We start from the raw sequence: 22,948 nt of genomic DNA on the forward strand, positions 1-22,948 counted from the left end.
TTTGCTGAACGTTATGACGACTCGATTTCCCCTGATATTACTGCTTAATGTCGCCGGTCTGGCGCTCTTTTTCTCCTGGTATATCCCGGCGAATCATGGTTTCTGGTTCCCGCTGGATTCTGCAATCTTTCACTTCTTCAACCAGGAGCTAGTGAAAAGCAATGCCTTTCTGTGGCTGGTAGCTATCACCAACAACCGCGCCTTCGACGGTTTTTCGTTGCTGGCAATGGGCTGCCTGATGCTCTCCTTCTGGTTGAAAGAGGATAAAGCAGGGCGTCGCCGTATTATGATTATCGGTCTGGTGATGCTGCTGTTTGCCGTGGTCATTAACCAGCTGGCAACCGCGATTATTCCGGTTAAGCGCTCCAGCCCAACGCTCTTCTTTAGCGATATTTATCGCGTCAGTGAGTTGCTGCATATTCCAACAAAAGATGCCTCGAAGGACAGTTTCCCTGGCGACCACGGCATGATGCTGCTTATTTTTTCCGCAGTTATGCTTCGTTATTTCGGCAAAAAAGCCTTTGCAATAGCCCTGATTATTTTTGTGGTTTTTGCTTTTCCACGCGTAATGATTGGTGCCCACTGGTTCACCGATATTGCCGTCGGTTCTCTCTCCGTTGCTCTGATTGCTCTGCCGTGGTGTTTGATGACACCGTTGAGCGACGGGATAATAGTGCTGTTTGATCGCTATCTTCCCGGAAAAACGCAACAACAATTAAACAAATAACTAACCTAAATTAACGTTAGCTATCAGGGATCGACATGATCCCTGACAGGTCTCTTGCCGCGATCTTTTCTCACTGTCATATTCCTGTCATCACATTCATGATAAAAATGAATCAATTACGCGATAAGGTGGCGGATCTGTCGGTATTTTGAGCATTTCCATGTTTTTACTTTCTGTATCACAATTTCTTATAAAAAAAAGGCTTTTTTTACTCGCAATACCCCAGGCAATCGGTTAATCTCGAACTCGTTTTGCCCCATAGAGATAATTATTTCACTGGCTAATAATTTTGTGCGCTGTGCCACAAATGTGAGCAGAAAGAATTGTCTCAATGTGAACAGATAATTAGTCTCGTCACGTTTGGCATTTTTATAACGATATTTGTCGTTAAGGACTTCAAGGGAAAATAAACAAAATGGTCAAATCTCAACCGTTTCTGAGATATATCTTACGGGGGATCCCGGCGATAGCAGTCGCGGTACTGTTGTCTGCATGTAGTACATCGAACACCGCAAAGAATATGCATCCTGAGACGCGTGTTGTGGGAATGGAAGATTCCTCGTCACTGCAAGCCTCTCAGGATGAATTTGAAAATATGGTACGTAATCTGGACGTGAAGTCCCGCATTATGGACCAGTATGCTGACTGGAAAGGCGTGCGTTACCGTCTTGGCGGCAGCACGAAAACAGGTATTGATTGTTCCGGTTTTGTACAGCGTACTTTCCGTGAGCAATTCGGGTTAGATCTTCCGCGTTCGACTTACGAACAGCAGGAGATGGGTAAGTCTATTTCACGTACTAAACTGCGCACCGGTGACTTAGTTCTGTTCCGCGCCGGTTCTACAGGTCGACATGTGGGCATCTATATTGGTAATGACCAGTTTGTACATGCCTCCACCAGTAGCGGTGTGACCATTTCCAGCATGAACGAACCGTACTGGAAAAAGCGCTACAACGAAGCGCGCCGAGTACTGACCCGCAGTTAATATGGAAATTGTATCGTTGGTTATCCCTTGGCTGGCGATATGATGAAAAAAAGCACTGCTTCGGCGGTGTTTTTTTTTGCCCGTTACACTGAATACATTCGGCGGCAATTCAGGAACCACAACGTCTATGTTCACCCGCTACTTCTCCAGTAATCGCAAGATACTGATCCTCAGCATTATCACAGGCCTGATCGCTGCCCTGCTCCTGGGTTCATTGCAATTTTTCTGGAGCTACCACAAGCGGGACGTAAAATTCGACACTCTGATTAACGATGTCAACCTCTACATGGAGAGCTATTTCGCAGAGTTAAAAACCTCTATCGACATCCTCCAGCCACTCACGCTGAACAATTGCCACGACGTCAATGCAGAACTGACTTCACGCGCAGCATTTAGCCTCAACGTGCGCGCCTTTTTGTTGGTCAGGGACAAAATTGCGTTCTGTTCATCCGCCACAGGTCCAATGAATGTCCCGATGGAGGAGCTGATACCCGAGCTGCACATTAATAAGCAGATCGATATAGCATTGCTTCCAGGCACCCCGATGTTGCCCAACAAGCCCGCGATTGCCATCTGGTATCGTAACCCGTTAGTTAAAGATGGCGGTGTGTTCACCTCGGTGAATATCAATCTGACACCTTATCTGCTCTACACAGCCCGCCAGGACGAGTTCGCTGGCATCGCTATAATCATTGGCGATTATGCCCTAACGACGATGTCCAGCAAGCTGGTCAAAGCGCGTGATTTAGATGAAGCACCGAGCCGCATCACTACGCTGAAAAACGTCCCCCTGACCATTAAACTGTATGCGGACGCCTGGACCAGCGATGAAATCCTTTACGCTCTGTTCTTCGGACTGGTGTGCGGCATTGCGGCCGGATCGCTCAATTACTATATCCTCAGCATACGGCTGAATCCGGGTAAAGAGATTTTAAGCGCCATTAAGCGCGATCAATTCTATGTGGTCTATCAACCTGTGGTGGACGCAAAAGAGCTGAAAATGCGCGGTGTCGAGGTGTTGATGCGCTGGAAACACCCGACCATGGGTGAGATTCCGCCTGACGCCTTTATCAATTTTGCAGAGGCACAGAAGCTGATCGTTCCGCTGACGCTGCATCTTTTTGATCTCATCATTCACGATGCGCCGGTATTACAGACCGTGCTACCGCCGGGCGCAAAACTCGGCATCAACATTGCGCCTGGGCATTTGCATGCGGAAAGCTTCAAAGAAGACATGCTCACCTTCAAAGCGTTACTGCCGCCGGATTACTTCCAGATCGTGCTGGAAATTACCGAGCGCGACATGCTTAATCATCGGGAAGCCAACAGCCTCTTCGAATGGCTGCATAACGAAGGGTTTGAGATAGCCATTGATGATTTTGGTACTGGTCACAGCGCGCTGATTTATCTTGAGCATTTCACCATGGACTATCTCAAGATTGATCGTGGTTTTGTTAATGCGATAGGCACGGAGACCGTGACGTCACCGGTGCTGGATGCAGTCCTGACGCTGGCAAGACGAATGAATATGTTGACCGTCGCCGAAGGGGTGGAAACCCCGGAACAGGCTGCATGGCTACGCGAGCATGGCGTCAATTTCCTGCAGGGCTACTGGATTAGCCGCCCGATGCCACTGGATCAGTTCCGCAACTGGCGGCCTGACGTTTCGCCCGGCAGTGAATAATTTCACATTGCCCGTGACGTCACTTATTATTCAGCTTAACTGAGCTGGTTTGTAAAAGAAGGAGCCGCCGCGAGATGCTTATGCGCTTTATGTTGCTGATGTTGGCATTCACGAGCCTGTCCAGCCAGGCGCAAGCCATCAAAGAAAATATCGCCTTCGCGGTGATTGGCGAGCCGAAATACGCGGTCAATTTTACACATTTCGATTACGTCAACCCAGCCGCCCCCAAAGGTGGGAAGGTAACACTTTCCGCCACGGGAACGTTCGACAACTTCAACCGCTACGCCCTGCGTGGCGTGGCGGCCGCGCGAACGGAATCACTTTACGATACGCTTTTTGTCACGTCTGATGATGAGCCCGGCAGCTACTATCCACTGATTGCCGATAACGTGCGTTACGCGGATAACTTTGCCTGGGCTGAAATCTCGATAAACCCTCGGGCACGTTTTCACGATGGTTCACCGGTTAAGGCCAGTGACGTCGCGTTCACCTTTCACAAATTTATGACTGAAGGCGTGCCCCAATTCCGCATCGTGTACAAAGGCGCATCCGTCAGAGCCATTGCGCCGCTCACCGTGCGCATCGAGCTGAGCGAACCCAACAAAGAGAATATGCTCAGCCTGTTCTCACTGCCGGTGATGCCTCAATCGTTCTGGAAAGATCACAAACTGAGCGACCCGCTCTCTACTCCCCCTCTGGCAGGTGGTCCTTACCGCATTACCGACTGGCGAATGGGGCAATATGTGGTCTATTCCCGCGTCAAAGACTACTGGGCCGCAAACCTGCCAGTTAACCGCGGGCGCTGGAATTTCGACACCCTTCGTTATGATTACTACCTCGACGATAACGTGGCATTTGAAGCATTTAAAGCCGGTGCCTTCGATCTGCGCGTCGAGAGCAACGCCAAAAACTGGGCCACGCGGTATATCGGGAAAAATTTCGCGAAAGGTTACATCGTTAAAGATGAGCACAAAAATGAGTCCGCCCAGGACACCCGCTGGCTGGCATTTAATATTCAGCGTCCGGTGTTTAATGACCGCCGGGTACGGGAAGCGATTTCCCTGGCCTTTGATTTTGAGTGGATGAACAAAGCACTCTTTTACGGGGCCTACAGCCGTGCGAACAGCTATTTTCAGAACACGGAATATGCCGCGCGCGACTACCCGAAAGCTGACGAGCTGCTCCTGCTGGCACCGCTGAAAGCGGAAGTACCCGCGGAAGTGTTCACCTCGGTGTTTCAGCCGCCCGTGTCGAACGGTGACGGCTACGACCGCGCCAACCTGCTGAAAGCCAGCAAGCTGCTGGATGACGCGGGCTGGCCCCTGAAGAATCAAAAGCGTGTGGATGCCAAAACGGGTAAGCCTCTCAGCTTTGAGCTGCTGCTTTCATCCGGGGGCAACGATCAGTGGGTACTGCCGTTTAAGCACAACCTTGAGCGGCTGGGCGTTACCATGAACATTCGTCAGGTTGATAACGCGCAGATTACCAATCGCATGCGCAGCCGTGATTACGACATGATGCAGCGCTTGTGGCCCGCACAGCCGTGGCCAAGCTCCGATCTGCAAATTTCATGGGCCTCCAGCTACATCGACTCCTCATATAATGCCCCGGGGGTGAAAAGCCCGGCGATTGATGCACTGATTGCAAAAATAGTGGCGGCGCAAGGCGATAAAGAAAAGCTCCTGCCGCTCGGGCGGGCGCTCGACAGGGTCTTAACCTGGAACTACTACATGCTGCCGATGTGGTATATGGGCGAAGATCGTCTTGCTCGCTGGGACAAGTTCTCCGTGCCTGCCGTACGCCCTGTCTATTCACTGGGCTTTGATACCTGGTGGTATGACGTCAACAAAGCCGCCAGACTCCCCGCTGAGCGACGCTAAGGAATCATCATGGGTGCCTATCTTATCCGCCGTCTGCTGTTGGTCATCCCGACCCTGTGGGCCATCATCACGATTAACTTTTTTATCGTGCAAATCGCGCCTGGCGGCCCGGTTGATCAGGCTATTGCCGCTATCGAGTTTGGTAATAGCGGCGGTATGCCAGGCGGCGGCGGTGAAGGAATGGGCGCGAGCCATGCGCGAACCGGCGTAGGGAATATCAGTGAAAGTCATTATCGCGGTGGGCGTGGACTGGATCCTGAAGTGATCGCCGAGATCACCCACCGCTATGGCTTTGACAAACCCATTCACGAGCGCTATTTCAAAATGCTCTGGGACTATATTCGCTTTGATTTCGGCGATAGCCTGTTTCGCAGTGCATCAGTCTTAACATTGATTAAGCAAAGCCTGCCAGTGTCCATTACGCTGGGGTTATGGGGAACGTTGATTATCTACCTGGTCTCGATTCCGCTCGGGATCCGTAAAGCCGTTTATAACGGCAGCCGTTTCGATATCTGGAGTAGCACGTTCATCATCATCGGTTATGCCATCCCGGCGTTTCTGTTTGCCGTCCTGTTGATTGTTTTTTTTGCCGGGGGGAGTTATTTCGATATCTTTCCGCTGCGAGGGTTAGTCTCCGCTGATTTCAGTACCCTGCCGTGGTACCAGAAAATCACCGACTATCTCTGGCATATCACGCTACCGGTTCTGGCAACGGTTATTGGCGGGTTTGCGGCTCTGACCATGCTGACCAAAAACGCCTTTCTCGATGAAATTCGAAAACAGTACGTCGTCACGGCCCGCGCCAAGGGTGTGAGTGAGAAGCAGATTATGTGGAAACACGTATTCCGCAACGCCATGCTGCTGGTGATTGCCGGATTTCCTGCCACGTTCATCAGTATGTTTTTTACCGGTTCACTGCTGATCGAGGTGATGTTCTCACTCAACGGTCTGGGCCTGCTGGGCTATGAAGCCACCGTCTCGCGCGATTATCCGGTGATGTTTGGCACACTCTACATTTTCACCCTGATTGGCCTGCTGCTGAATATCGTCAGTGATATCAGCTATACGCTGGTTGATCCCCGAATTGATTTTGAGGGCCGCTAATGTCGCGTTTAAGCCCCGTAAACCAGGCCCGCTGGGCCCGTTTTCGCCACAACCGCCGCGGCTACTGGTCACTGTGGATTTTTGCCGTGTTGTTTATTTTAAGCATGTGCTCTGAGTTGATTGCCAACGACAAGCCTTTGCTGGTGCATTTTAACGACCGCTGGTATGTACCGGTTCTCGCTAATTACAGTGAAAGCGATTTTGGTGGCCCGTTTGCAACGCCTGCGGAGTATCAGGACCCGTGGCTTCGCCAGCAAATTGAGCAACATGGCTGGGCTATCTGGGCACCGGTGCGTTTTGGCGCAAACAGCATTAACTTTGCCACCACAACGCCCTTCCCTTCCCCACCCTCCGCGCAAAACTGGCTGGGAACGGATGCCAACGGTGGCGATGTCCTGGCGCGCATCCTTTATGGCACACGGATATCGCTCCTCTTTGGACTTATGCTGACGCTTTTTTCCAGTGTGATGGGGGTCGTGGCCGGCGCGGTTCAGGGCTATTACGGTGGAAAAATAGACCTGTGGGGCCAGCGTGTTATTGAAGTCTGGTCAGGCATGCCGACGCTGTTTCTGATCATCCTGCTTTCGAGTGTGGTACAGCCAAACTTCTGGTGGCTGTTAGGTATCACCGTACTCTTCGGCTGGATGGCGCTGGTGGGTGTCGTGCGGGCGGAATTTCTGCGCACCCGCAACTTCGACTATATTCGCGCCGCGCAGGCGCTGGGCGTGAGCGACCGCGGGATTATTTTCCGCCATATGCTGCCTAACGCCGTGGTGGCCACGCTTACCTTCCTGCCGTTTATTCTGTGCAGCTCCATCACCACCCTCACCTCGCTGGATTTTCTTGGCTTCGGGTTACCACTGGGTTCCCCGTCGCTCGGCGAGCTTCTGTTACAAGGCAAGAACAACCTGCAGGCGCCGTGGCTGGGTATTACCGCCTTTCTTTCTGTGGCCGTGCTGCTTTCGTTGCTGATTTTTATTGGCGAAGCCGTGCGCGATGCCTTCGATCCTAATAAGGCGGTATAAGATGACGCAGCCCCTTCTCAGTATTGATAACCTGTCGATTGCTTTTTCAACACAGGGTGAGATGCGTACCGTCGTCACCGACCTGTCACTCCAGATACAGCGCGGTGAAACGTTGGCACTGGTGGGTGAGTCAGGTTCAGGCAAGAGCGTCTCAGCTCTCTCCATCCTGCGTCTGCTGCCCTCTCCGCCCGTGAGTTACCCGCAAGGCGACATTCTTTTTCACGGCAACTCGCTGTTGCATGCTGACGAACATACCTTGCGCGCAATCCGCGGTAATAAGATTGCCATGATTTTCCAGGAACCGATGGTTTCTCTTAACCCCCTTCATAGCCTGGAAAAACAGCTCTATGAAGTCCTGTCCCTGCACCGGGGTATGCGCAAAGAAGCCGCACGCGGGGAAATTCTGGACTGCCTTGAACGAACCGGAATACGCAATGCAGCCAAACGGCTGAATGATTTTCCGCACCAGCTCTCCGGCGGCGAGCGCCAGCGCGTGATGATTGCCATGGCCCTGCTCACGCGCCCCGAACTGTTAATTGCTGATGAACCTACAACTGCGCTGGACGTGACGGTGCAGGCGCAAATTTTGACGCTGCTGCGCGAGTTGCGTGACGAGCTGAACATGAGTTTGCTGTTTATCACGCACAACCTGAGTATCGTGAAAAAGTTGGCCGACAGCGTTGCGGTGATGCAAAACGGGCGATGTGTCGAGCAGAATATCGCATCCACGCTGTTAAACGCGCCACAACACCCGTATACCCAGCGTCTGCTCGACAGTGAGCCCTCTGGCGACCCGGTTCCTCTGTCAGCTGACAGCGTACCGCTGTTGCGTGTTGAGGATTTGTCCGTCTCGTTTCCCATTCGCAAAGGAATTCTGCGGCGCGTCGTCGACCAGAATCCGGTGTTGAAAAATATCCGCTTCTCTCTGCGCCCGGGGGAATCTCTGGGACTGGTAGGTGAATCTGGTTCGGGTAAAAGCACCACCGGCCTGGCGCTGCTGCGTTTAATCGCTTCTCAGGGCGAGATCCTCTTTGACAATATGCCGCTGCATCGGTGGAACCGACGCCAGATGCTCCCGGTACGCCCCCGTATGCAGGTGGTATTTCAGGACCCCAACTCCTCGCTTAACCCACGGCTCAGCGTGCTACAGATTGTTGAAGAGGGTCTGCGTGTTCATCAGCCCAGCCTGAATGCCCAACAACGGGAACAGGAGGTCATGCGGGTCATGAACGAAGTGGGCTTAGATCCCGATACCCGTCACCGCTATCCGGCAGAATTCTCCGGCGGGCAGCGTCAGCGTATCGCTATTGCCCGTGCGCTGATCCTGAAACCGGAACTGATTATTCTGGATGAACCGACGTCTTCGCTGGACAGAACCGTCCAGGCGCAGATCCTGAAACTGCTCAAGGGGTTACAGGAAAAACACCGGCTGGCCTATATCTTTATCAGCCATGATTTACAGGTGGTTCGGGCGCTATGCCATCAGGTGATTGTGTTGCGACAGGGAGAAGTGGTCGAACAGGGGGAGTGCCAGCGCGTATTTACTGCGCCAACGCAGAGTTACACGCGCCAGCTGCTTTCAGCAGACTAGCGCTCAGAATGGATACTGGCCAGAGAAAGGCTCCGCAATAGCAACGCCAAAATTTTTCAGGCGGCAGGTCGCGGCAAATTCATCCTGGCTTTTAACAAACAGGCACGGCTCACCTTCGCACTCCAGTACGGAGCTGTCTACTTCGATATCCGTCAACGCCTGGCTTAAGCGTTCCATAACCGGCCATGCGTTTTCGTCGCTCGGGCTAAGCAATTTGAGCGCAACCAGACAATTATCGCAGTCCGCGGCACTTTGCGGAATCGGTTCAACTTTCAAACCTGCAAAACCCGCTGACCAGCGATAGCTCTGGGGCAAGCGATGGACAATGGAGAGTTGTAATGTATTCACGTTCGTTCCCCGGAAGCAAAATTTACTTCACAATTTATTTACATTTATAGTAACACATCATCGCTAACCTGCACTATTCAGCGCTTTTTTATAGGAATCCAGGCTTGCGTCGGCGCTATATGTACCCGTTTCTGCGATCTAACTCAACCTTTTTGAATACAATGATGTGACTTTTTACATAAATAGATTTTACATAAAAGAAACAAACGCCGGGTGTGTGAACGTGGGTTTGGTTGATATGTATCAACAAAAAAGGCCCTGTAGGGCCTTTTTTGTGCTTTAGTGAGCCGTTTTTCGCGGTCGACTGGCGTAAAGATAGAAGAGTATGGAGCTGGTTGCGCAAAAAGCCATCGCCCATAACATCGGCCAGGCCGTCGTAAAGGTAGCCATAGAAAGCAACGCCCCGACAATCGCCCCAATACCAAAGCGGAACGTTCCTGCCAGTGACGATGCTGTTCCCGCCATATGTGGGAATTCATCGAGGATCACCGCCATCGCATTCGACGATACCATCGACACGCAGCCGACAAAAGCCGCCACACCCACTACCAGCGCCCAGAAGCCCACGCCCAGAAACGCGCTCACCACCAGCCAGATCGCCATCACAAACTGGATCCACAGCCCGGCGCGGAACATGTTCAGCGCCCCCACCCGCCGGACAAAACGGCTGTTGATGATGGTCATGATGAACAGGAAGACGATGTTAAGCGCAAAGTAATAGCCGAAGTGCTGCGGCGAAACGTGGTTCAGTTCGATGTAGACAAACGGCCCGGCGCTCAGGAAGGAGAACATCCCGGCAAAGCTGAACCCGCTTGCCAACATATAGCTGAGCACGCGCTTGTGGCGAAACAGTGAGGCGAAGTTACCTATTGTGGTGCGGATGTGGAATTTCTGGCGGCGCTCGACGGGAAGCGTTTCATCAATAAAGAAGAAAATCATCGCGGAGGCCAGCAGCGCGGCCAGCGCCAGGATCCAGAAAATCGCATGCCAGCTAAACCACACCAGCACCGCACCACCCGCCATCGGGGCCACCAGAGGTGCAATCGTCGTCACCAGCATCACGAACGACATCATGCGGGAGAACTCTTCTTTCGGGTAGATATCGCGCATCAGAGCGTTAATCACCACGCTTGCCGCTGCCGCCGCCAGACCGTGGAAGAAGCGCATGATAATCAGATGATCGATGGTCTGCGCCAGCGCACAGGCAACTGCCGCGGCCGCAAAGACTAACGTCCCACCCAGAATAACAGGCTTGCGTCCCAGGCTATCCGCCATCGGGCCATAAAACAGCTGTCCAAGAGCAAAGCCGAGTATATAGGTGCTGAGTGTCATCTGCGCGCTGCCTGCTGGCACACCAAACTGCGCGGCAATAACCGGCAGCGCAGGCAGATACATATCAATCGACAGCGGCATCAACATGGCCAGCAGGCCAAGAATGAAGACAATTTTGAACGACGAGTGTGGCCTGGTGGTCACAGAGTTCTCCTGAGATTAATGCGAAGGCAGACCGACGCTGGCGATCTCTTCTTCCGTTAACGGGCGGTATTCGCCTGGCGCCAGGTCGTGATCGAGTTCAATCGCACCAATCCGCTCACGATGCAAGCCGACAACGTGGTTCCCCACTGCAGCAAACATCCGTTTTACCTGATGATATCGCCCTTCACTGATGGTCAGGCGAACTTCGGTCGGGGTGATCACCTCAAGGACGGCGGGTTTGGTGAGATCTTTCTCATTATGCAGCTGAACGCCTTTGGCGAATTGCTCTGCCGTGTCATCCGCTACCGGAGACTCCAGCGTCACCAGATAGGTTTTCTCGCAATGATGGCGCGGTGAGGTAATACGGTGCGACCACTGCCCGTCGTCAGTCATCAGTACCAGTCCGGTGGTGTCGATATCCAGGCGACCAGCGGCATGCAGCTTGTGCGCCACCGGTTCGTCGAGGAAATAGAGTACTGTCGGGTGATCCGGATCGTCCGTTGAACAGACATAGCCTTCCGGCTTGTTGAGCATGAAATAGCGTGGGCCATGCTGCTGGGTCAGCGGATTGCCGTCATACTCAACCTGATGGTCCGGTTGCAGTTTGAAAGCGCTGTCTCTCACAATGTCGCCGTCCACGGTAACGCGGCTGGCGCGAATTTCACGCCCGGCAATAGCGCGGCTTACGCCGAGTTGCTGAGCGATAAACTTATCAAGTCGCATGAAATCTTTTTAGCCTTAATGGTGCTGGAAGTCGAACAGTACGTCCGAAAAAGAAGCAGTCTGGAACGGTTCAGTATAATGGTCTGGTTGCGCCACTCAAGGGAAAAAGTTTCGTGGCATACTATGTGCGGAATAATGAAACCGAGACCCCATGACTTTTACACTTCGTCCCTATCAGCAGGAAGCCGTTGATGCCACCCTCGCGTGGTTCCGTAAACATCGTGAACCTGCGGCTATTGTGCTTCCAACCGGTGCAGGCAAGAGCCTGGTCATCGCCGAACTGGCACGTCTGGCCCGCGGTCGTGTGCTGGTGCTGGCGCACGTCAAAGAACTGGTCGCGCAAAACCATGCCAAATATTGCGCACTCGGGCTAAAAGCCGACATTTTCGCCGCCGGGCTAAAGCGTAAAGAGAGCCACGGTAAAGTGGTCTTTGGCAGCGTGCAGTCGGTGGCCCGCAATCTGGATCTGTTTCGCAGCGAATTTTCGCTGCTGATTGTCGACGAGTGTCACCGCATCAGCGATGACGACGACAGCCAGTATCAGCAAATCCTGACACACCTGAAAGAAGTGAACCCACACCTGCGCCTGCTGGGCCTGACGGCGACCCCGTTTCGTCTGGGGAAAGGCTGGATCTATCGTTACCATTATCACGGCATGGTGCGCGGTGATGACAAAGCCCTGTTTAGCGACTGCATCTACGAGCTTCCGCTGCGCTACATGATTAAACACGGTTACCTGACGCCGCCTGAACGCCTGGATATGCCGGTGGTGCAGTACGATTTCAGCCGTCTGCAGGCACAGAGCAACGGGTTGTTCAGCGAAGCGGATCTTAACCAGGAGCTGAAAAAGCAAAAGCGCATTACGCCGCATATCATCAGCCAGATTGAGGAGTTCGCCGCGACGCGCAAAGGAGTGATGATCTTCGCCGCCACCGTTGAGCACGCGCGGGAAATTACCGGGTTACTGCCCTCCGGCGACGCGGCATTAATCACTGGCGAGACCCCAGGCCCTGAGCGCGACAGCCTGATTGACGCCTTTAAAGCCCAGCAGTTCCGCTATCTGGTTAACGTGTCGGTACTGACCACCGGCTTTGACGCCCCGCACGTCGACCTGATCGCTATTTTGCGCCCGACCGAATCGGTCAGTCTGTATCAGCAAATTGTTGGCCGCGGCCTGCGTCTGGCGCCGGGGAAAACCGACTGTCTGATTCTGGATTATGCCGGTAACCCGCACGATCTCTATACGCCTGAGGTCGGCGCGCCAAAAGGAAAAAGCGACAACGTGCCGGTACAGGTTTTTTGTCCTGCCTGTGGTTTTGCCAACACCTTCTGGGGTAAAACCACCGCCGACGGCACGCTAATTGAGCATTTTGGCCGCCGCTGTCAGGGCTGGTTTGAAGATGACGAAGGGCATCGCGAGCAGTGCGATTTCCGTTTCCGCTTCAAGAATTGCCCACAATGCAACGCCGAAAATGACATTGCCGCACGCCGCTGCCGGGAATGTGACATGGTGCTGGTCGACCCGGACGACATGTTAAAAGCGGCACTGAAGTTAAAAGACGCGCTGGTACTCCGCTGCTCAGGCATGGCACTACAGCCCGGTGCGGATGAAAAAGGCGAGTGGCTAAAAATCACCTACTACGATGAGGACGGAGCGGACGTCAGTGAGCGCTTCAGGGTACAAACTCCCGCTCAACGCACGGCCTTCGAGCAACTCTTTATTCGCCCGCACACCCGTACGCCAGGGGTTCCTCTGCGCTGGATAACCGTGGCCGATATCGTGCACCTGCAGGCGTTACTGCGCCATCCGGATTTTGTTGTTGCTCGCAAGAAAGGCCAGTTCTGGCAGGTCCGTGAGAAGGTCTTTGACTATGAAGGTCGCTTTCGTCGCGCCAACGAATTGCGCGGTTAACGGGACTTTTCATTGATGTGAGGAGCATTTGAGTATAAAATGCCGCCCGCTTCACATCCGTGAGGCAGAACACTCACCTGCTGCTGGGTCGCCTGTAGTAGGGTTTTAAATACAGAGAGAAATCAATGTTTACTATCGAAGCAGAAGTACGTAACGTGCAGGGTAAGGGTGCGAGCCGCCGCCTGCGTAACGCTAACAAGTTCCCGGCTATCGTTTACGGTGGCGAAGCTGCTCCAGTTGCAATCGAACTGGATCACGACAAACTGTGGAACCTGCAGACCAAAGCTGAATTCTACAGCGAAGTTCTGACCATCGTTGTTGGCGGTAAAGAAGAAAAAGTGAAAGTTCAGGCTGTTCAGCGTCACGCGTTCAAGCCAAAACTGACTCACATCGACTTCGTTCGCGCGTAATCGCAAACTCGTCGAGAAAAACCCCGCTTCTGCGGGGTTTTTTGTGCCTGCTATTTACCGCCAGAAGTACGGCGCTGAAGCTGATCGCGCAGGTTCGGCGGCGTTCCTTTAATGGTCAGCGTATCGGTGGCAGGATCCCAGAAAATGCGTTCTCCCAGCAACATCGCATCAAAGTTAATGGTTAACCCGCCTCCACTGCCAGCAAACTTGGTTAACTGACGCAGCGTACTGCGATCCGCCGGGAAGCTCTCTTCAAGCTCATAGCCTTTATCCGCGGTGAACTCCTGGAAGCTGACTTCGCTGACGCCCGCCAGCTCTTTTGACAGCGACTCCAGCTCAATCTCTTCCCCCGCCTGCAGCTGTTCGTTGCAGTAGCTATAGACCTGCTGGCGCACGTTCTGGCGCTCAGATTTATCGAGCTGCGCTTCTGCCGTGAAGTCATCAACCGCCTGGAGCAGCCCTTTGTTCTGCGCTTTGGCGTTCAGGCCTTCGCTGGCGCCGAGGAAGTCCATAAAGAAATCCGCCACTTTGCGGCCCACGCGCCCCTTCAGGAAAGTCAGGTAGCGAGTCGACTCCGGGTTGGTTTCCCACTCGGTCAAATCAATACGGGCCACGATATCCGCATGGTTAATATCCAGATAATGCGTTGAGCTAATATCCAGCTGTTCGTTCACGCGCATGCTGCTTAAGTTATTCAGTACGGTAACCAGCAGATACTCTACGGCCAGATAGCGGTAGTGGCAGAACAGCACAATCCCGCCGTCGGCGAAGGGATATTTCGCCAGCTCGTCGCGCAGACGTCCGGTCGCGGCGCGGCTAAACGCCAGAAAATCTTCTTCGCCCTGACGTTGCAGACGCAGGCTATCAGCCAGTTCGCTTTCTTCACTGAACAGGCCATAGGCTTTATTTTTAGCGCTGTAGACACGGTGTAACTCCGCCATCATCTCTACAACAGTAGGCGTGGGTTCCAGTAACGAATCGCGCAGCACCACTTCAAGGGTTTGCTCATCACGCTTGATAAGCTGGTGCAAGGCAATCTGGTTGATTTCCAGACTCATGATAAACTCTCCTTTTAGACCGGGCGGTATTCAACCACCACCAGGGCATGTGTGCAACAACAGATAAAAAAGGGGAAAAAAAGCTGTTGCTACGGTAATATGTTGCCCTTTCATCAACAAACTGATTTTGATTTATGCCACAACATTCCCGCTACAGTGATGAACACGTTGAACAGCTGCTCAGTGAGCTGGTTAACGTACTGGAAAAACATAAAACGCCGACCGATCTCTCCCTGATGGTTTTGGGAAATATGGTCACCAACCTGATTAATACCAGCGTTGCTCCGGCTCAGCGTCAGGCGATCGCCAAATCTTTCGCCCAGGCTTTACAGTCATCCGTCAGCAACGACCAGGCCCATTAAGGGATACGAACAACAGTTTATGGTGACGAATCGTCAGCGCTACCGTGAAAAAGTCTCCCAGATGGTCAGCTGGGGGCACTGGTTTGCCCTGTTCAACATTCTGCTGGCGACGGTCATTGGCTGTCGTTATCTGTTTGTCGCAGACTGGCCAACAACGCTAACCGGGCGTATCTACTCCTGGATGAGCGTTGTGGGTCACTTTAGCTTTTTGGTTTTCGCCACCTATCTGCTGATCCTGTTCCCTCTGACGTTTATCGTCATGTCGCAGCGTCTGATGCGGTTCTTGTCCGCCATCCTTGCGACGGTGGGGATGACACTACTGCTTATCGACAGCGAAGTGTTCACCCGCTTCCACCTGCATCTCAATCCCATCGTCTGGGAACTGGTGATTAACCCCGACCAGAATGAAACGGCCCGTGACTGGCAGCTGATGTTTATCAGCGTCCCGGTGATCCTGTTGATTGAGATGCTGTTTGCCACCTGGAGCTGGCAAAAACTTCGCAGCCTGACCCGGCGGCGGCATTATGCCAAGCCCGTCGCCGCGCTCTTTTTTGTCTCATTTATCAGCTCGCATATTATGTATATCTGGGCGGATGCAAACTTCTATCGCCCTATTACCATGCAGCGCGCTAACCTGCCGCTCTCGTATCCAATGACCGCCCGTCGTTTCCTCGAAAAACACGGTCTGCTTGACGCGCAGGAGTACCAGCGCCGTCTGGTCGAACAGGGTAATCCGGAAGCAGTCAGCGTTCAGTACCCTCTGAGCGATCTGCACTATCGCGATATGGGTCGCGGGCAAAACGTCCTGCTGATTACCGTCGATGGCCTGAACTATTCCCGTTATGAGAAGCAGATGCCTGCGCTGGCCGATTTCGCGAGTCAAAACGTCACGTTCACCCAGCATATGAGCTCCGGTAATTCTACCGATGCGGGTATCTTTGGGCTGTTCTATGGCATCTCAGCCGGATACATGGACGGCGTGCTGTCTGCCCGTACGCCTGCGGCACTGATCACCGGGCTGAATCAGCAAGGTTATCAGTTAGGGTTGTTCTCCTCTGATGGTTTTAACAGCCCGCTTTACCGCCAGGCGCTGTTGTCTGATTTCTCACTGCCGGCGGCACAAAATCAGTCTGATGCGCAGACCGCCAGCCAATGGATAAACTGGCTGCAACGATACGCCCAGGAAGATAACCGCTGGTTCTCGTGGGTTGCCTTTAACGGCACAACGCTCGCTAACAGCAATAAGAATGACTTTGCGCGCCGCTACAGCCGCGCGGCTGGCGATGTGGATGCGCAGATAGGCCGAGTGCTTGAGGCGCTGCGTGAGTCAGGCAAACTGGATAATACCGTGGTGATCGTGACCGCTGGCCATGGCGTCCCGCTGGGTGACGAGACGAAGGGTATGAGTTGGTCTCGCCCGAATCTTCAGGTTCCGCTGGTGATCCATTGGCCTGGCACGCCGGCTCAGCGCATTACTATGCTTACCGAGCATAAAGATGTGATGACCACCCTGATGCAACGCCTGCTGCATGTCAGCACGCCAGCAAACGAGTATTCACAGGGGCAGGATCTCTTCAGTGCCACGCGCCGCCATAACTGGGTTACGGCTGCCGGGAATAACACCCTGGTGGTGACCACGCCTAAGCTGACGCTGGTGCTGAACAGCAACGGAAATTATCAGACATATAACCTGCAGGGCGAACGGTTGAAAGACCAGAAACCGCAGTTAAGCCTGCTGCTGCAGGTCCTGACGGATGAGAAGCGCTTCATCGCTAACTGATTAATAATAAACCAGTTAGCGATAGATTCCCTTGCATTCAAAACGGAATCGAGTAGTATTCTTTTCATGCGTCGGCACGTAGCGCAGCCTGGTAGCGCACCGTCATGGGGTGTCGGGGGTCGGAGGTTCAAATCCTCTCGTGCCGACCAAAAATACATTGAAAACCAGCCTGATGGCTGGTTTTTTTATTGCGCCTCACCCGGTGTTTTATGCAGATACGCCAGCGTAACAAGACAAATCACCGCTCCGGCATAAAAGGTGTATTGTGCGCCAAACATTTCCCAGATCGCTCCGGCGCTCACGCTGGCGATTAACAATCCCACGCCACTGACCAGGCTAAAAATACCAAAAGCCGTACCTCGCAGATCGGCCGGAGCGGTTTTAGCAACCATGGCCGCCAGCAACCCCTGAGTCATTCCCATATGAACGCCCCACAGTGCGACACCGACAATAATACCGATCCAGTGGCTACTCAGCGCCAGAACGACATCTGCGCCAATCAATACCATTAACCCCCACTGCAGGAGTCGAGTGTGGCTCATGCCATCAGAAAGCTTGCCAAAGGGATAGGCCGAGAGTGAATAGAGAACGTTCATTACCACCATCACCAGCGGAATAAACGCCAGGGGAACACCCGACTGTTGCGCACGAAGCACAAGAAATGCCTCGCTGAAACGGGCCAGAGTAAACACCGCGCCAAGGCCAATCACCCACCAGCACGCTTTCCCCAGACGCTTCAGATTCGCTCTTTTGATGGGGTTAGTGCGTTTGTGCTCGACAGGGGTTTTCGGTTCCTGCAGACCAAAATAAAGCAGTGCAACTGAAAGCAGGCCGGGGATGAGCGCTATCCAGAAAACGGTACGGAAATCATTATCCAGCAACAACATCAAACTCACCGCCAGTAATGGTCCGAGAAAGGCCCCAGTGGTATCCATCGACTGACGCAGGCCATATGCCGCACCGCGCATTTCCGGCGGTGTGACGTCTGCAACCATTGCGTCTCGTGGTGCTCCCCGGATCCCCTTCCCCGTTCGGTCCATCAGACGTGCACCTAAAACCATACCTGAGGAAGAGGCCAAAGCGAAAAGGGGTTTGCTTAGCGCGCCCAGGCCATATCCCAACAGTGCCAGACCTTTGCGCTGACCAAGATAGTCGCTTATCGCTCCCGAAAAGACCTTAATAAAGAGAGCGGTTGCCTCCGCCAGCCCTTCAATCAGACCGATGAATAACACGCTGGTCCCGAGCGTGGTCATCATAAAAAGAGGGAGCAGGCTGTGAATACTCTCTGAAGAGATGTCCATCAGCATACTGACGCCTCCCACAACCCAGACACCTTTTGGGATCTGGCTGAGTACTGGAAATCTGGAAAGCATGCGCGACTCCTGCTTTAAAAACAGTTGCCTGAATGTTTACAGAATAGGATATGGCGGATTAAAAAACCTGAGGAGGAATAATGGGGCTATAAAAAAGCCAACCCGCAGGCTGGCTCATGAAGGCTTAGTGCTTTTCGCGTCCACCCAGGAAGAAAATACCCAGCGGGATGGCCAGCAGCACGGTGAACACCAGGCTGTAGACAAAGATCATTGCTGATTGCAGGACGTACATACTGGTTGTCCAGGCTGAGAGGGGGATGTTGTACTGTTCGATAACGCCAACAATGGTTGCCCGCCCAACGCACGCGGCAGCAATCATAAACACAACCAGTAGCGCCAGGAGGAACTTACGGCCTTCAGGTGTTTTAAGTTTTGCACGAACCATCTCACTTCCCTTTACAGATGAATAACATTATAAGGTGTTTAAAATAACACGAACTATCGCCAGACTCCATACCAGTACAAACAACCATTAAAAATGCCAAAATTAAGTTTATAACACTAAGAATATTGAAAATGTAAGTAAATCAAACCAATCATTCATGAGCGCTATGCTAATCTGTTCAGGATCGTTTTGACATAAAGGAATGACAATGAAAAACGCACCTAAATTTGCCATCGCTCTGATCGCCGCCGCGTGCGTCAGCACCAGCGCTTTTGCCAGCGAAACCCAAAAAGAGCAGCCGCTGGAAAACGTTGCCCCATATCCGAAAGCGGACAAAGGGATGAAGCGTCAGGTGATTCAGTTACCGGCTCAGCAGGATGAAGCAAATTTCAAAGTGGAGCTGTTAATTGGCAAAACGCTGGAAGTGGATTGCAACCAGCACCGTCTGGGCGGTCAACTGGAAAGTAAAACCCTGGAAGGCTGGGGTTATGACTATTACGTCTTCGATAAAGTCACCTCTCCGGTCTCTACCATGATGGCCTGCCCGGATGGCAAGAAAGAGAAGAAATTTGTGACGGCGTATCTGGGTGACAACAGTCTGCTGCGCTACAACAGCAAGCTGCCGATCGTGGTCTACACGCCGGAAAACGTGGAAGTGAAGTATCGCGTCTGGAAGGCTGATGAGAATATCGGACAAGCGGTAGTACGTTGAAAAAAAGCCGGGTAATCAATACCCGGCTTTTTTTATTTACAGCGCGATATCCGCAACCGGTTTGTTTTCTGCCTGAGGTTTAAGCTCTGCTTTGGGCGCTGTATCAGCAGCCTGCGGCTTAACGTATTGCAGTTGCAGAACACGGCTGGTGTATTCCAGTTCCTGCTCCGTTGCCTCCACGTTACCGTTCAGCTTTGTACCGTAGGATGGAATAATGGTTTTCAGCTTAGCCTGCCATTCAGGGCTGGAGACTTTATCTTTAAACACTTTTTCCATCAGGTGCAGCATGATTGGCGCAGCAGTAGATGCACCAGGTGATGCACCCAACAGCGCAGCAATTGTGCCATCCTTATCGCTCACCACTTCGGTACCCAGGCGCAGCACCCCCCCCTCTTTCGGGTCGCGCTTGATAATCTGCACACGCTGACCCGCCTGCCACAGACGCCAGTCTTCTTTCTTCGCCTCCGGGTAGTACTCTTTCAGCGCTTCGAAACGATCGTCGTCAGAGAGCATCACCTGGCTAATCAGGTATTTAACCAGGTCGAAGTTATCCAGTCCCACATCCATCATTGGCTTAACGTTAGAGGTGGTGGTTGCACTGAGCAGATCCCACAGAGAGCCGTTTTTCAGGAACTTAGTTGAGAAGGTCGCGAACGGCCCAAACAGCACCACGCGTTTGCCGTCAAGCATACGGGTGTCGATGTGCGGCACAGACATTGGCGGCGCACCAACAGAAGCCTGACCGTACACTTTAGCCAGATGGCGATTCACCACTTCCGGGTTTTCGGACACCAGGAACTGGCCGCCGACCGGGAAACCGGCATAATCGTCAGCTTCCGGAATACCGGATTCCTGCAGCAGTTTCAGCGCCGCGCCACCTGCTCCAATAAAGACAAACTTCGCCTTGATGACGTGCTCGGCTTCGTTGTTTTTCAGGTCAGCAACAGTCACGCTCCAGCTGTTGTCCGCGTTGCGCTTAAAGCCACGCACTTCGGTGCTGAGCTGCAGATTGAAGTTCTCTTTTTTCTTCAGAGACGCCACCAGCTGACGGGTAATTTCACCGTAGTTAACGTCAGTACCAATTTCAGTACGGGTTGCCGCCACTTTCTGGTTCGGGTCACGACCTTCCATAACCAGCGGGGCCCACTCTTTGATCTGAGCGTGGTCTTCAGAGTATTTCATACCGCGGAACAGCGTGCTCTGCTGCAGAGCCGCGTAACGCGCGCGCAGGAAGTTGACGTTCTGCTCGCCCCACACAAAGCTCATATGCGGCACGGTGTTAATGAAGGAGTGCGGGTCATGCATCACACCGCTGTTGACCTGGTGAGACCAGAACTGGCGTGAAATCTGGAATGCTTCGTTGATCTCTACCGCCTTCTCGATACTAATGGAACCGTCCTTTTTCTGCGGCGTATAGTTCAGTTCCATGAGTGCCGAATGTCCCGTACCGGCGTTATTCCAGCCGTTCGAGCTCTCCTGCGCCACGCCATCGAGGCGTTCGACCATGGTCATTGACCAGTCTGGCTGCAGTTCCTGCAGATAGGTTCCCAGCGTGGCGCTCATGATACCGCCACCAATTAAAAGGACGTCCGTTTCCTGCTCTTTTGGTGCGTCAGCTTTCGCCGCCATCGAGACGGTGTTAAGCCCCACGGCCAGAGAAAAGAGCATGGCAGTCATTTTTTTCATAATTTATGCCTTAGTGTAAAAGTGCTTGATGCGTGGAAATTGCAGGTGAAAAAAGCTGCGGGGGCACGGTAACAACTTTTAAATATTGTTTAAAGGTTACGAAATTATTGTAATTGTGAAATTTAATGATGGATTGTTTGTGGGGAATTACGCTGGCTGCTGGTACCGATTAATTTGCAAACGCAGTGAAAGGATTGGGTGTACTGGGCGGGATCATCATCATGGTACTGCTTCCCGCCCGTATTAAGCATCTGATTAAAGAAGAAAAATCGTTGCCAGTCCAAGAAAAATAAAGAAGCCACCGGTATCGGTGATGGCAGTGATCATCACGCTCGACCCCACTGCGGGGTCGCGCCCCAGTTTGGTCATCGTCAGAGGGATAATCACGCCCATCATTGATGCCACCAGCAGGTTCAGTACCATCGCCAGCATCATCACGCCTCCTAGCGCCATATCGTCGTACAGCCACCAGGTAATACCGCCCATAATGCCGCCCCATACCAGGCCGTTAATCAGCGCAACGCCCATTTCTCTTAAGATCAGGAAGGTAAAGTTGCCAGGCTGAATGTTCTCCAGCGCCAGCGCGCGGACGATCATAGTAATAGTCTGGTTTCCGGTGTTGCCGCCAATCCCGGCCACAATCGGCATCAGCGATGCCAGCGCGACTAACTGAGAAATAGTGTGTTCAAAACCATCAATCACGCGGGAAGCGATAAACGCAGTACACAGGTTAATGGCAAGCCACGCCCAGCGGGTTTTGACGGCCTTGCCAACGGATGCATGGACGTCGTCCTCCGCGCTGATCCCACCGAGAGCACGTAAATCGTTATCAGTTTCTTCGTACACAACATCAACGATCTCATCAATGGTCAGACGTCCCATCAGCTTGCCGACAGAATCGACCACCGCCGCACTTACAAGGTCATCACGTTCGAAGGTACGCGCCGCTTTTTCAGCATCGTCTTCCGGAGAGAAGACCATCGGCTCGGTCTCCATCACCTCACTCACCCGCCGTTGGGTACTATTGAGCAGGATCGTTTTCAGTTCCAGCTCACCGAGCAACGTTTTATCCCGCGAGGTCACAAACAGTTTATCGGTGTTATCCGGCATACTGCCGAGGCGGCGCAGGTAGCGCTGGACGGTACCAAGCGTAACGTCCGGGCGTACCGTGATAACGCCAAACTCCATGATCGCGCCAACGCTGTGTTTCTCGTAGTGCATCACCTGACGCACACGTGCCCGCTCTTCGGCTGGCAAAGAGGCCAGCAGGCGGCCGGTCAGATTACGCGGCAGATGTTGAACAAGGTAAATCTGTTCGTCGATATCCAGCGTTTTCAGCGCATCAAGAATATCCTTGTCGCTCATCTCGTCGATAAGGTCATCCCAGACGTTTTCCGAGGCTTCAAGCAGCACCTGGCCACGCTCGTGATCCTGCACCAGACGCCACAACGCATGGCGCTCCTCCGAAGGGAGCGCCTCAAGGGTATCGGCCAGGTCAGGCGGGGGTAAGTGGGCAACCAGCGCACCTACCTCAGCAATATCGTCGGCTAAGGTGCCGACATCATATTGCTCAGCCAGGGTCAGTTTGCCCAATAACGCAGAAGTGACCGCTTTATCGGTCGTGAGAAGCCAGATCAGTCGCGCGCGTTCCTGGTCGCGCTGTCTGGCGCTGTTTTTCGTTAATACCGACATCAATCATAAATCCATGAAATAAGATGGTATTAAGC

20 protein-coding genes and 1 tRNA gene are annotated in these 22,948 nt (G+C 53.0%); 13 read left to right on the forward strand and 8 right to left on the reverse strand.

Annotation, left to right across the window (positions count from 1 at the left end; translation table 11 throughout):
* Positions 1-13: 13 nt before the first annotated feature.
* The 7 genes from JGF26_RS07430 to yejF all read left to right on the forward strand — a co-directional run bounded on the left by JGF26_RS07430 (position 14) and on the right by yejF (position 8,996).
* Positions 14-727 (forward strand): phosphatase PAP2 family protein, encoded by a 714-nt coding sequence (locus JGF26_RS07430; RefSeq protein ID WP_028016294.1) that lies wholly within the window; start codon positions 14-16, stop codon positions 725-727.
* A 415-nt stretch (positions 728-1,142) separates the two neighbouring features.
* Positions 1,143-1,712 (forward strand): bifunctional murein DD-endopeptidase/murein LD-carboxypeptidase, encoded by a 570-nt coding sequence (gene mepS, locus JGF26_RS07435; protein ID WP_008500946.1) that lies wholly within the window; start codon positions 1,143-1,145, stop codon positions 1,710-1,712.
* A gap of 127 nt (positions 1,713-1,839) precedes the next feature.
* Positions 1,840-3,396, forward strand: coding sequence for a cyclic di-GMP phosphodiesterase (locus JGF26_RS07440; protein WP_134707730.1), 1,557 nt, complete (start codon positions 1,840-1,842; stop codon positions 3,394-3,396).
* Between the two features lie 74 nt (positions 3,397-3,470).
* The gene (locus JGF26_RS07445; protein WP_028016292.1) at positions 3,471-5,276 is read left to right on the forward strand and encodes an extracellular solute-binding protein; all 1,806 of its coding nucleotides are present in this window, start codon (positions 3,471-3,473) and stop codon (positions 5,274-5,276) included.
* A 9-nt stretch (positions 5,277-5,285) separates the two neighbouring features.
* A complete protein-coding gene (locus JGF26_RS07450) occupies positions 5,286-6,380 on the forward strand; it encodes a microcin C ABC transporter permease YejB (RefSeq protein WP_028016291.1) in 1,095 nt (364 codons plus the stop codon).
* Complete coding sequence (locus JGF26_RS07455; protein ID WP_028016290.1) at positions 6,380-7,405, forward strand: ABC transporter permease; 1,026 nt, start codon at positions 6,380-6,382, stop codon at positions 7,403-7,405. Before JGF26_RS07450 ends, JGF26_RS07455 begins: the two co-directional genes overlap by 1 nt.
* A gap of 1 nt (position 7,406) precedes the next feature.
* On the forward strand, positions 7,407-8,996 hold the full coding sequence (yejF, locus tag JGF26_RS07460) for a microcin C ABC transporter ATP-binding protein YejF (protein WP_128347427.1): 1,590 nt from the start codon (positions 7,407-7,409) through the stop codon (positions 8,994-8,996).
* Between the two features lie 3 nt (positions 8,997-8,999).
* On the opposite strand, the gene JGF26_RS07465 is transcribed toward yejF, so the two are convergent.
* The 3 genes from JGF26_RS07465 to rsuA form a co-directional block, all read right to left on the reverse strand.
* Positions 9,000-9,344 (reverse strand): YejG family protein, encoded by a 345-nt coding sequence (locus JGF26_RS07465; protein ID WP_028016288.1) that lies wholly within the window; start codon positions 9,342-9,344, stop codon positions 9,000-9,002.
* A 279-nt stretch (positions 9,345-9,623) separates the two neighbouring features.
* The gene (locus JGF26_RS07470; RefSeq protein WP_108090810.1) at positions 9,624-10,820 is read right to left on the reverse strand and encodes a Bcr/CflA family multidrug efflux MFS transporter; all 1,197 of its coding nucleotides are present in this window, start codon (positions 10,818-10,820) and stop codon (positions 9,624-9,626) included.
* 15 nt (positions 10,821-10,835) lie between these two features.
* Positions 10,836-11,543, reverse strand: coding sequence for a 16S rRNA pseudouridine(516) synthase RsuA (gene rsuA, locus JGF26_RS07475; protein WP_028016286.1), 708 nt, complete (start codon positions 11,541-11,543; stop codon positions 10,836-10,838).
* A gap of 151 nt (positions 11,544-11,694) precedes the next feature.
* Between rsuA and JGF26_RS07480 the strand changes: the two genes are divergently transcribed.
* Together JGF26_RS07480 and rplY are read left to right on the forward strand one after the other, a co-directional pair.
* Complete coding sequence (locus JGF26_RS07480; RefSeq protein ID WP_134707729.1) at positions 11,695-13,455, forward strand: DEAD/DEAH box helicase; 1,761 nt, start codon at positions 11,695-11,697, stop codon at positions 13,453-13,455.
* 125 nt (positions 13,456-13,580) lie between these two features.
* A complete protein-coding gene (gene rplY, locus JGF26_RS07485) occupies positions 13,581-13,865 on the forward strand; it encodes a 50S ribosomal protein L25 (RefSeq protein WP_023312497.1) in 285 nt (94 codons plus the stop codon).
* Positions 13,866-13,915: 50 nt separating this feature from the next.
* On the opposite strand, the gene yejK is transcribed toward rplY, so the two are convergent.
* Positions 13,916-14,923 carry a nucleoid-associated protein YejK gene (gene yejK / locus JGF26_RS07490; RefSeq protein ID WP_028016284.1) on the reverse strand — a complete coding sequence of 336 codons (1,008 nt, stop codon included), beginning with the start codon at positions 14,921-14,923 and terminating at the stop codon, positions 13,916-13,918.
* Between the two features lie 134 nt (positions 14,924-15,057).
* On the opposite strand from yejK, the gene JGF26_RS07495 reads away from it, so the two are divergent.
* The 3 genes from JGF26_RS07495 to JGF26_RS07505 all read left to right on the forward strand — a co-directional run bounded on the left by JGF26_RS07495 (position 15,058) and on the right by JGF26_RS07505 (position 17,214).
* On the forward strand, positions 15,058-15,285 hold the full coding sequence (locus JGF26_RS07495) for a YejL family protein (protein ID WP_014884596.1): 228 nt from the start codon (positions 15,058-15,060) through the stop codon (positions 15,283-15,285).
* Between the two features lie 19 nt (positions 15,286-15,304).
* Positions 15,305-17,065, forward strand: a complete 1,761-nt coding sequence (yejM, locus tag JGF26_RS07500; protein WP_028016283.1) for an LPS biosynthesis-modulating metalloenzyme YejM — start codon at positions 15,305-15,307, stop codon at positions 17,063-17,065.
* A 72-nt stretch (positions 17,066-17,137) separates the two neighbouring features.
* Positions 17,138-17,214: transfer RNA gene (locus JGF26_RS07505), tRNA-Pro, on the forward strand.
* Positions 17,215-17,250: 36 nt separating this feature from the next.
* Here JGF26_RS07505 and JGF26_RS07510 read toward each other — a convergent pair.
* Entirely contained in the window at positions 17,251-18,438 is a 1,188-nt protein-coding gene (locus JGF26_RS07510; protein WP_028016282.1) for an MFS transporter, read from the reverse strand.
* A 124-nt stretch (positions 18,439-18,562) separates the two neighbouring features.
* A complete protein-coding gene (locus JGF26_RS07515; protein WP_008500962.1) occupies positions 18,563-18,823 on the reverse strand; it encodes a DUF2534 family protein in 261 nt (86 codons plus the stop codon).
* Positions 18,824-19,031: 208 nt separating this feature from the next.
* Between JGF26_RS07515 and eco the strand changes: the two genes are divergently transcribed.
* Entirely contained in the window at positions 19,032-19,535 is a 504-nt protein-coding gene (gene eco, locus JGF26_RS07520) for a serine protease inhibitor ecotin (RefSeq protein ID WP_134707728.1), read from the forward strand.
* A gap of 36 nt (positions 19,536-19,571) precedes the next feature.
* Here eco and mqo read toward each other — a convergent pair whose 3' ends face one another.
* Both mqo and mgtE read right to left on the reverse strand, forming a co-directional pair.
* Entirely contained in the window at positions 19,572-21,221 is a 1,650-nt protein-coding gene (gene mqo, locus JGF26_RS07525) for a malate dehydrogenase (quinone) (protein WP_134707727.1), read from the reverse strand.
* A gap of 255 nt (positions 21,222-21,476) precedes the next feature.
* Positions 21,477-22,913: a magnesium transporter gene (gene mgtE, locus JGF26_RS07530; protein ID WP_134707726.1), complete on the reverse strand. Its 1,437-nt coding sequence runs from the start codon at positions 22,911-22,913 to the stop codon at positions 21,477-21,479.
* Between the last annotated feature and the right edge of the window lie 35 nt (positions 22,914-22,948).

The sequence above is a fragment of the Enterobacter sp. E1 genome, assembly GCF_016809815.1.
Lineage (GTDB): Bacteria > Pseudomonadota > Gammaproteobacteria > Enterobacterales > Enterobacteriaceae > Enterobacter > Enterobacter adelaidei.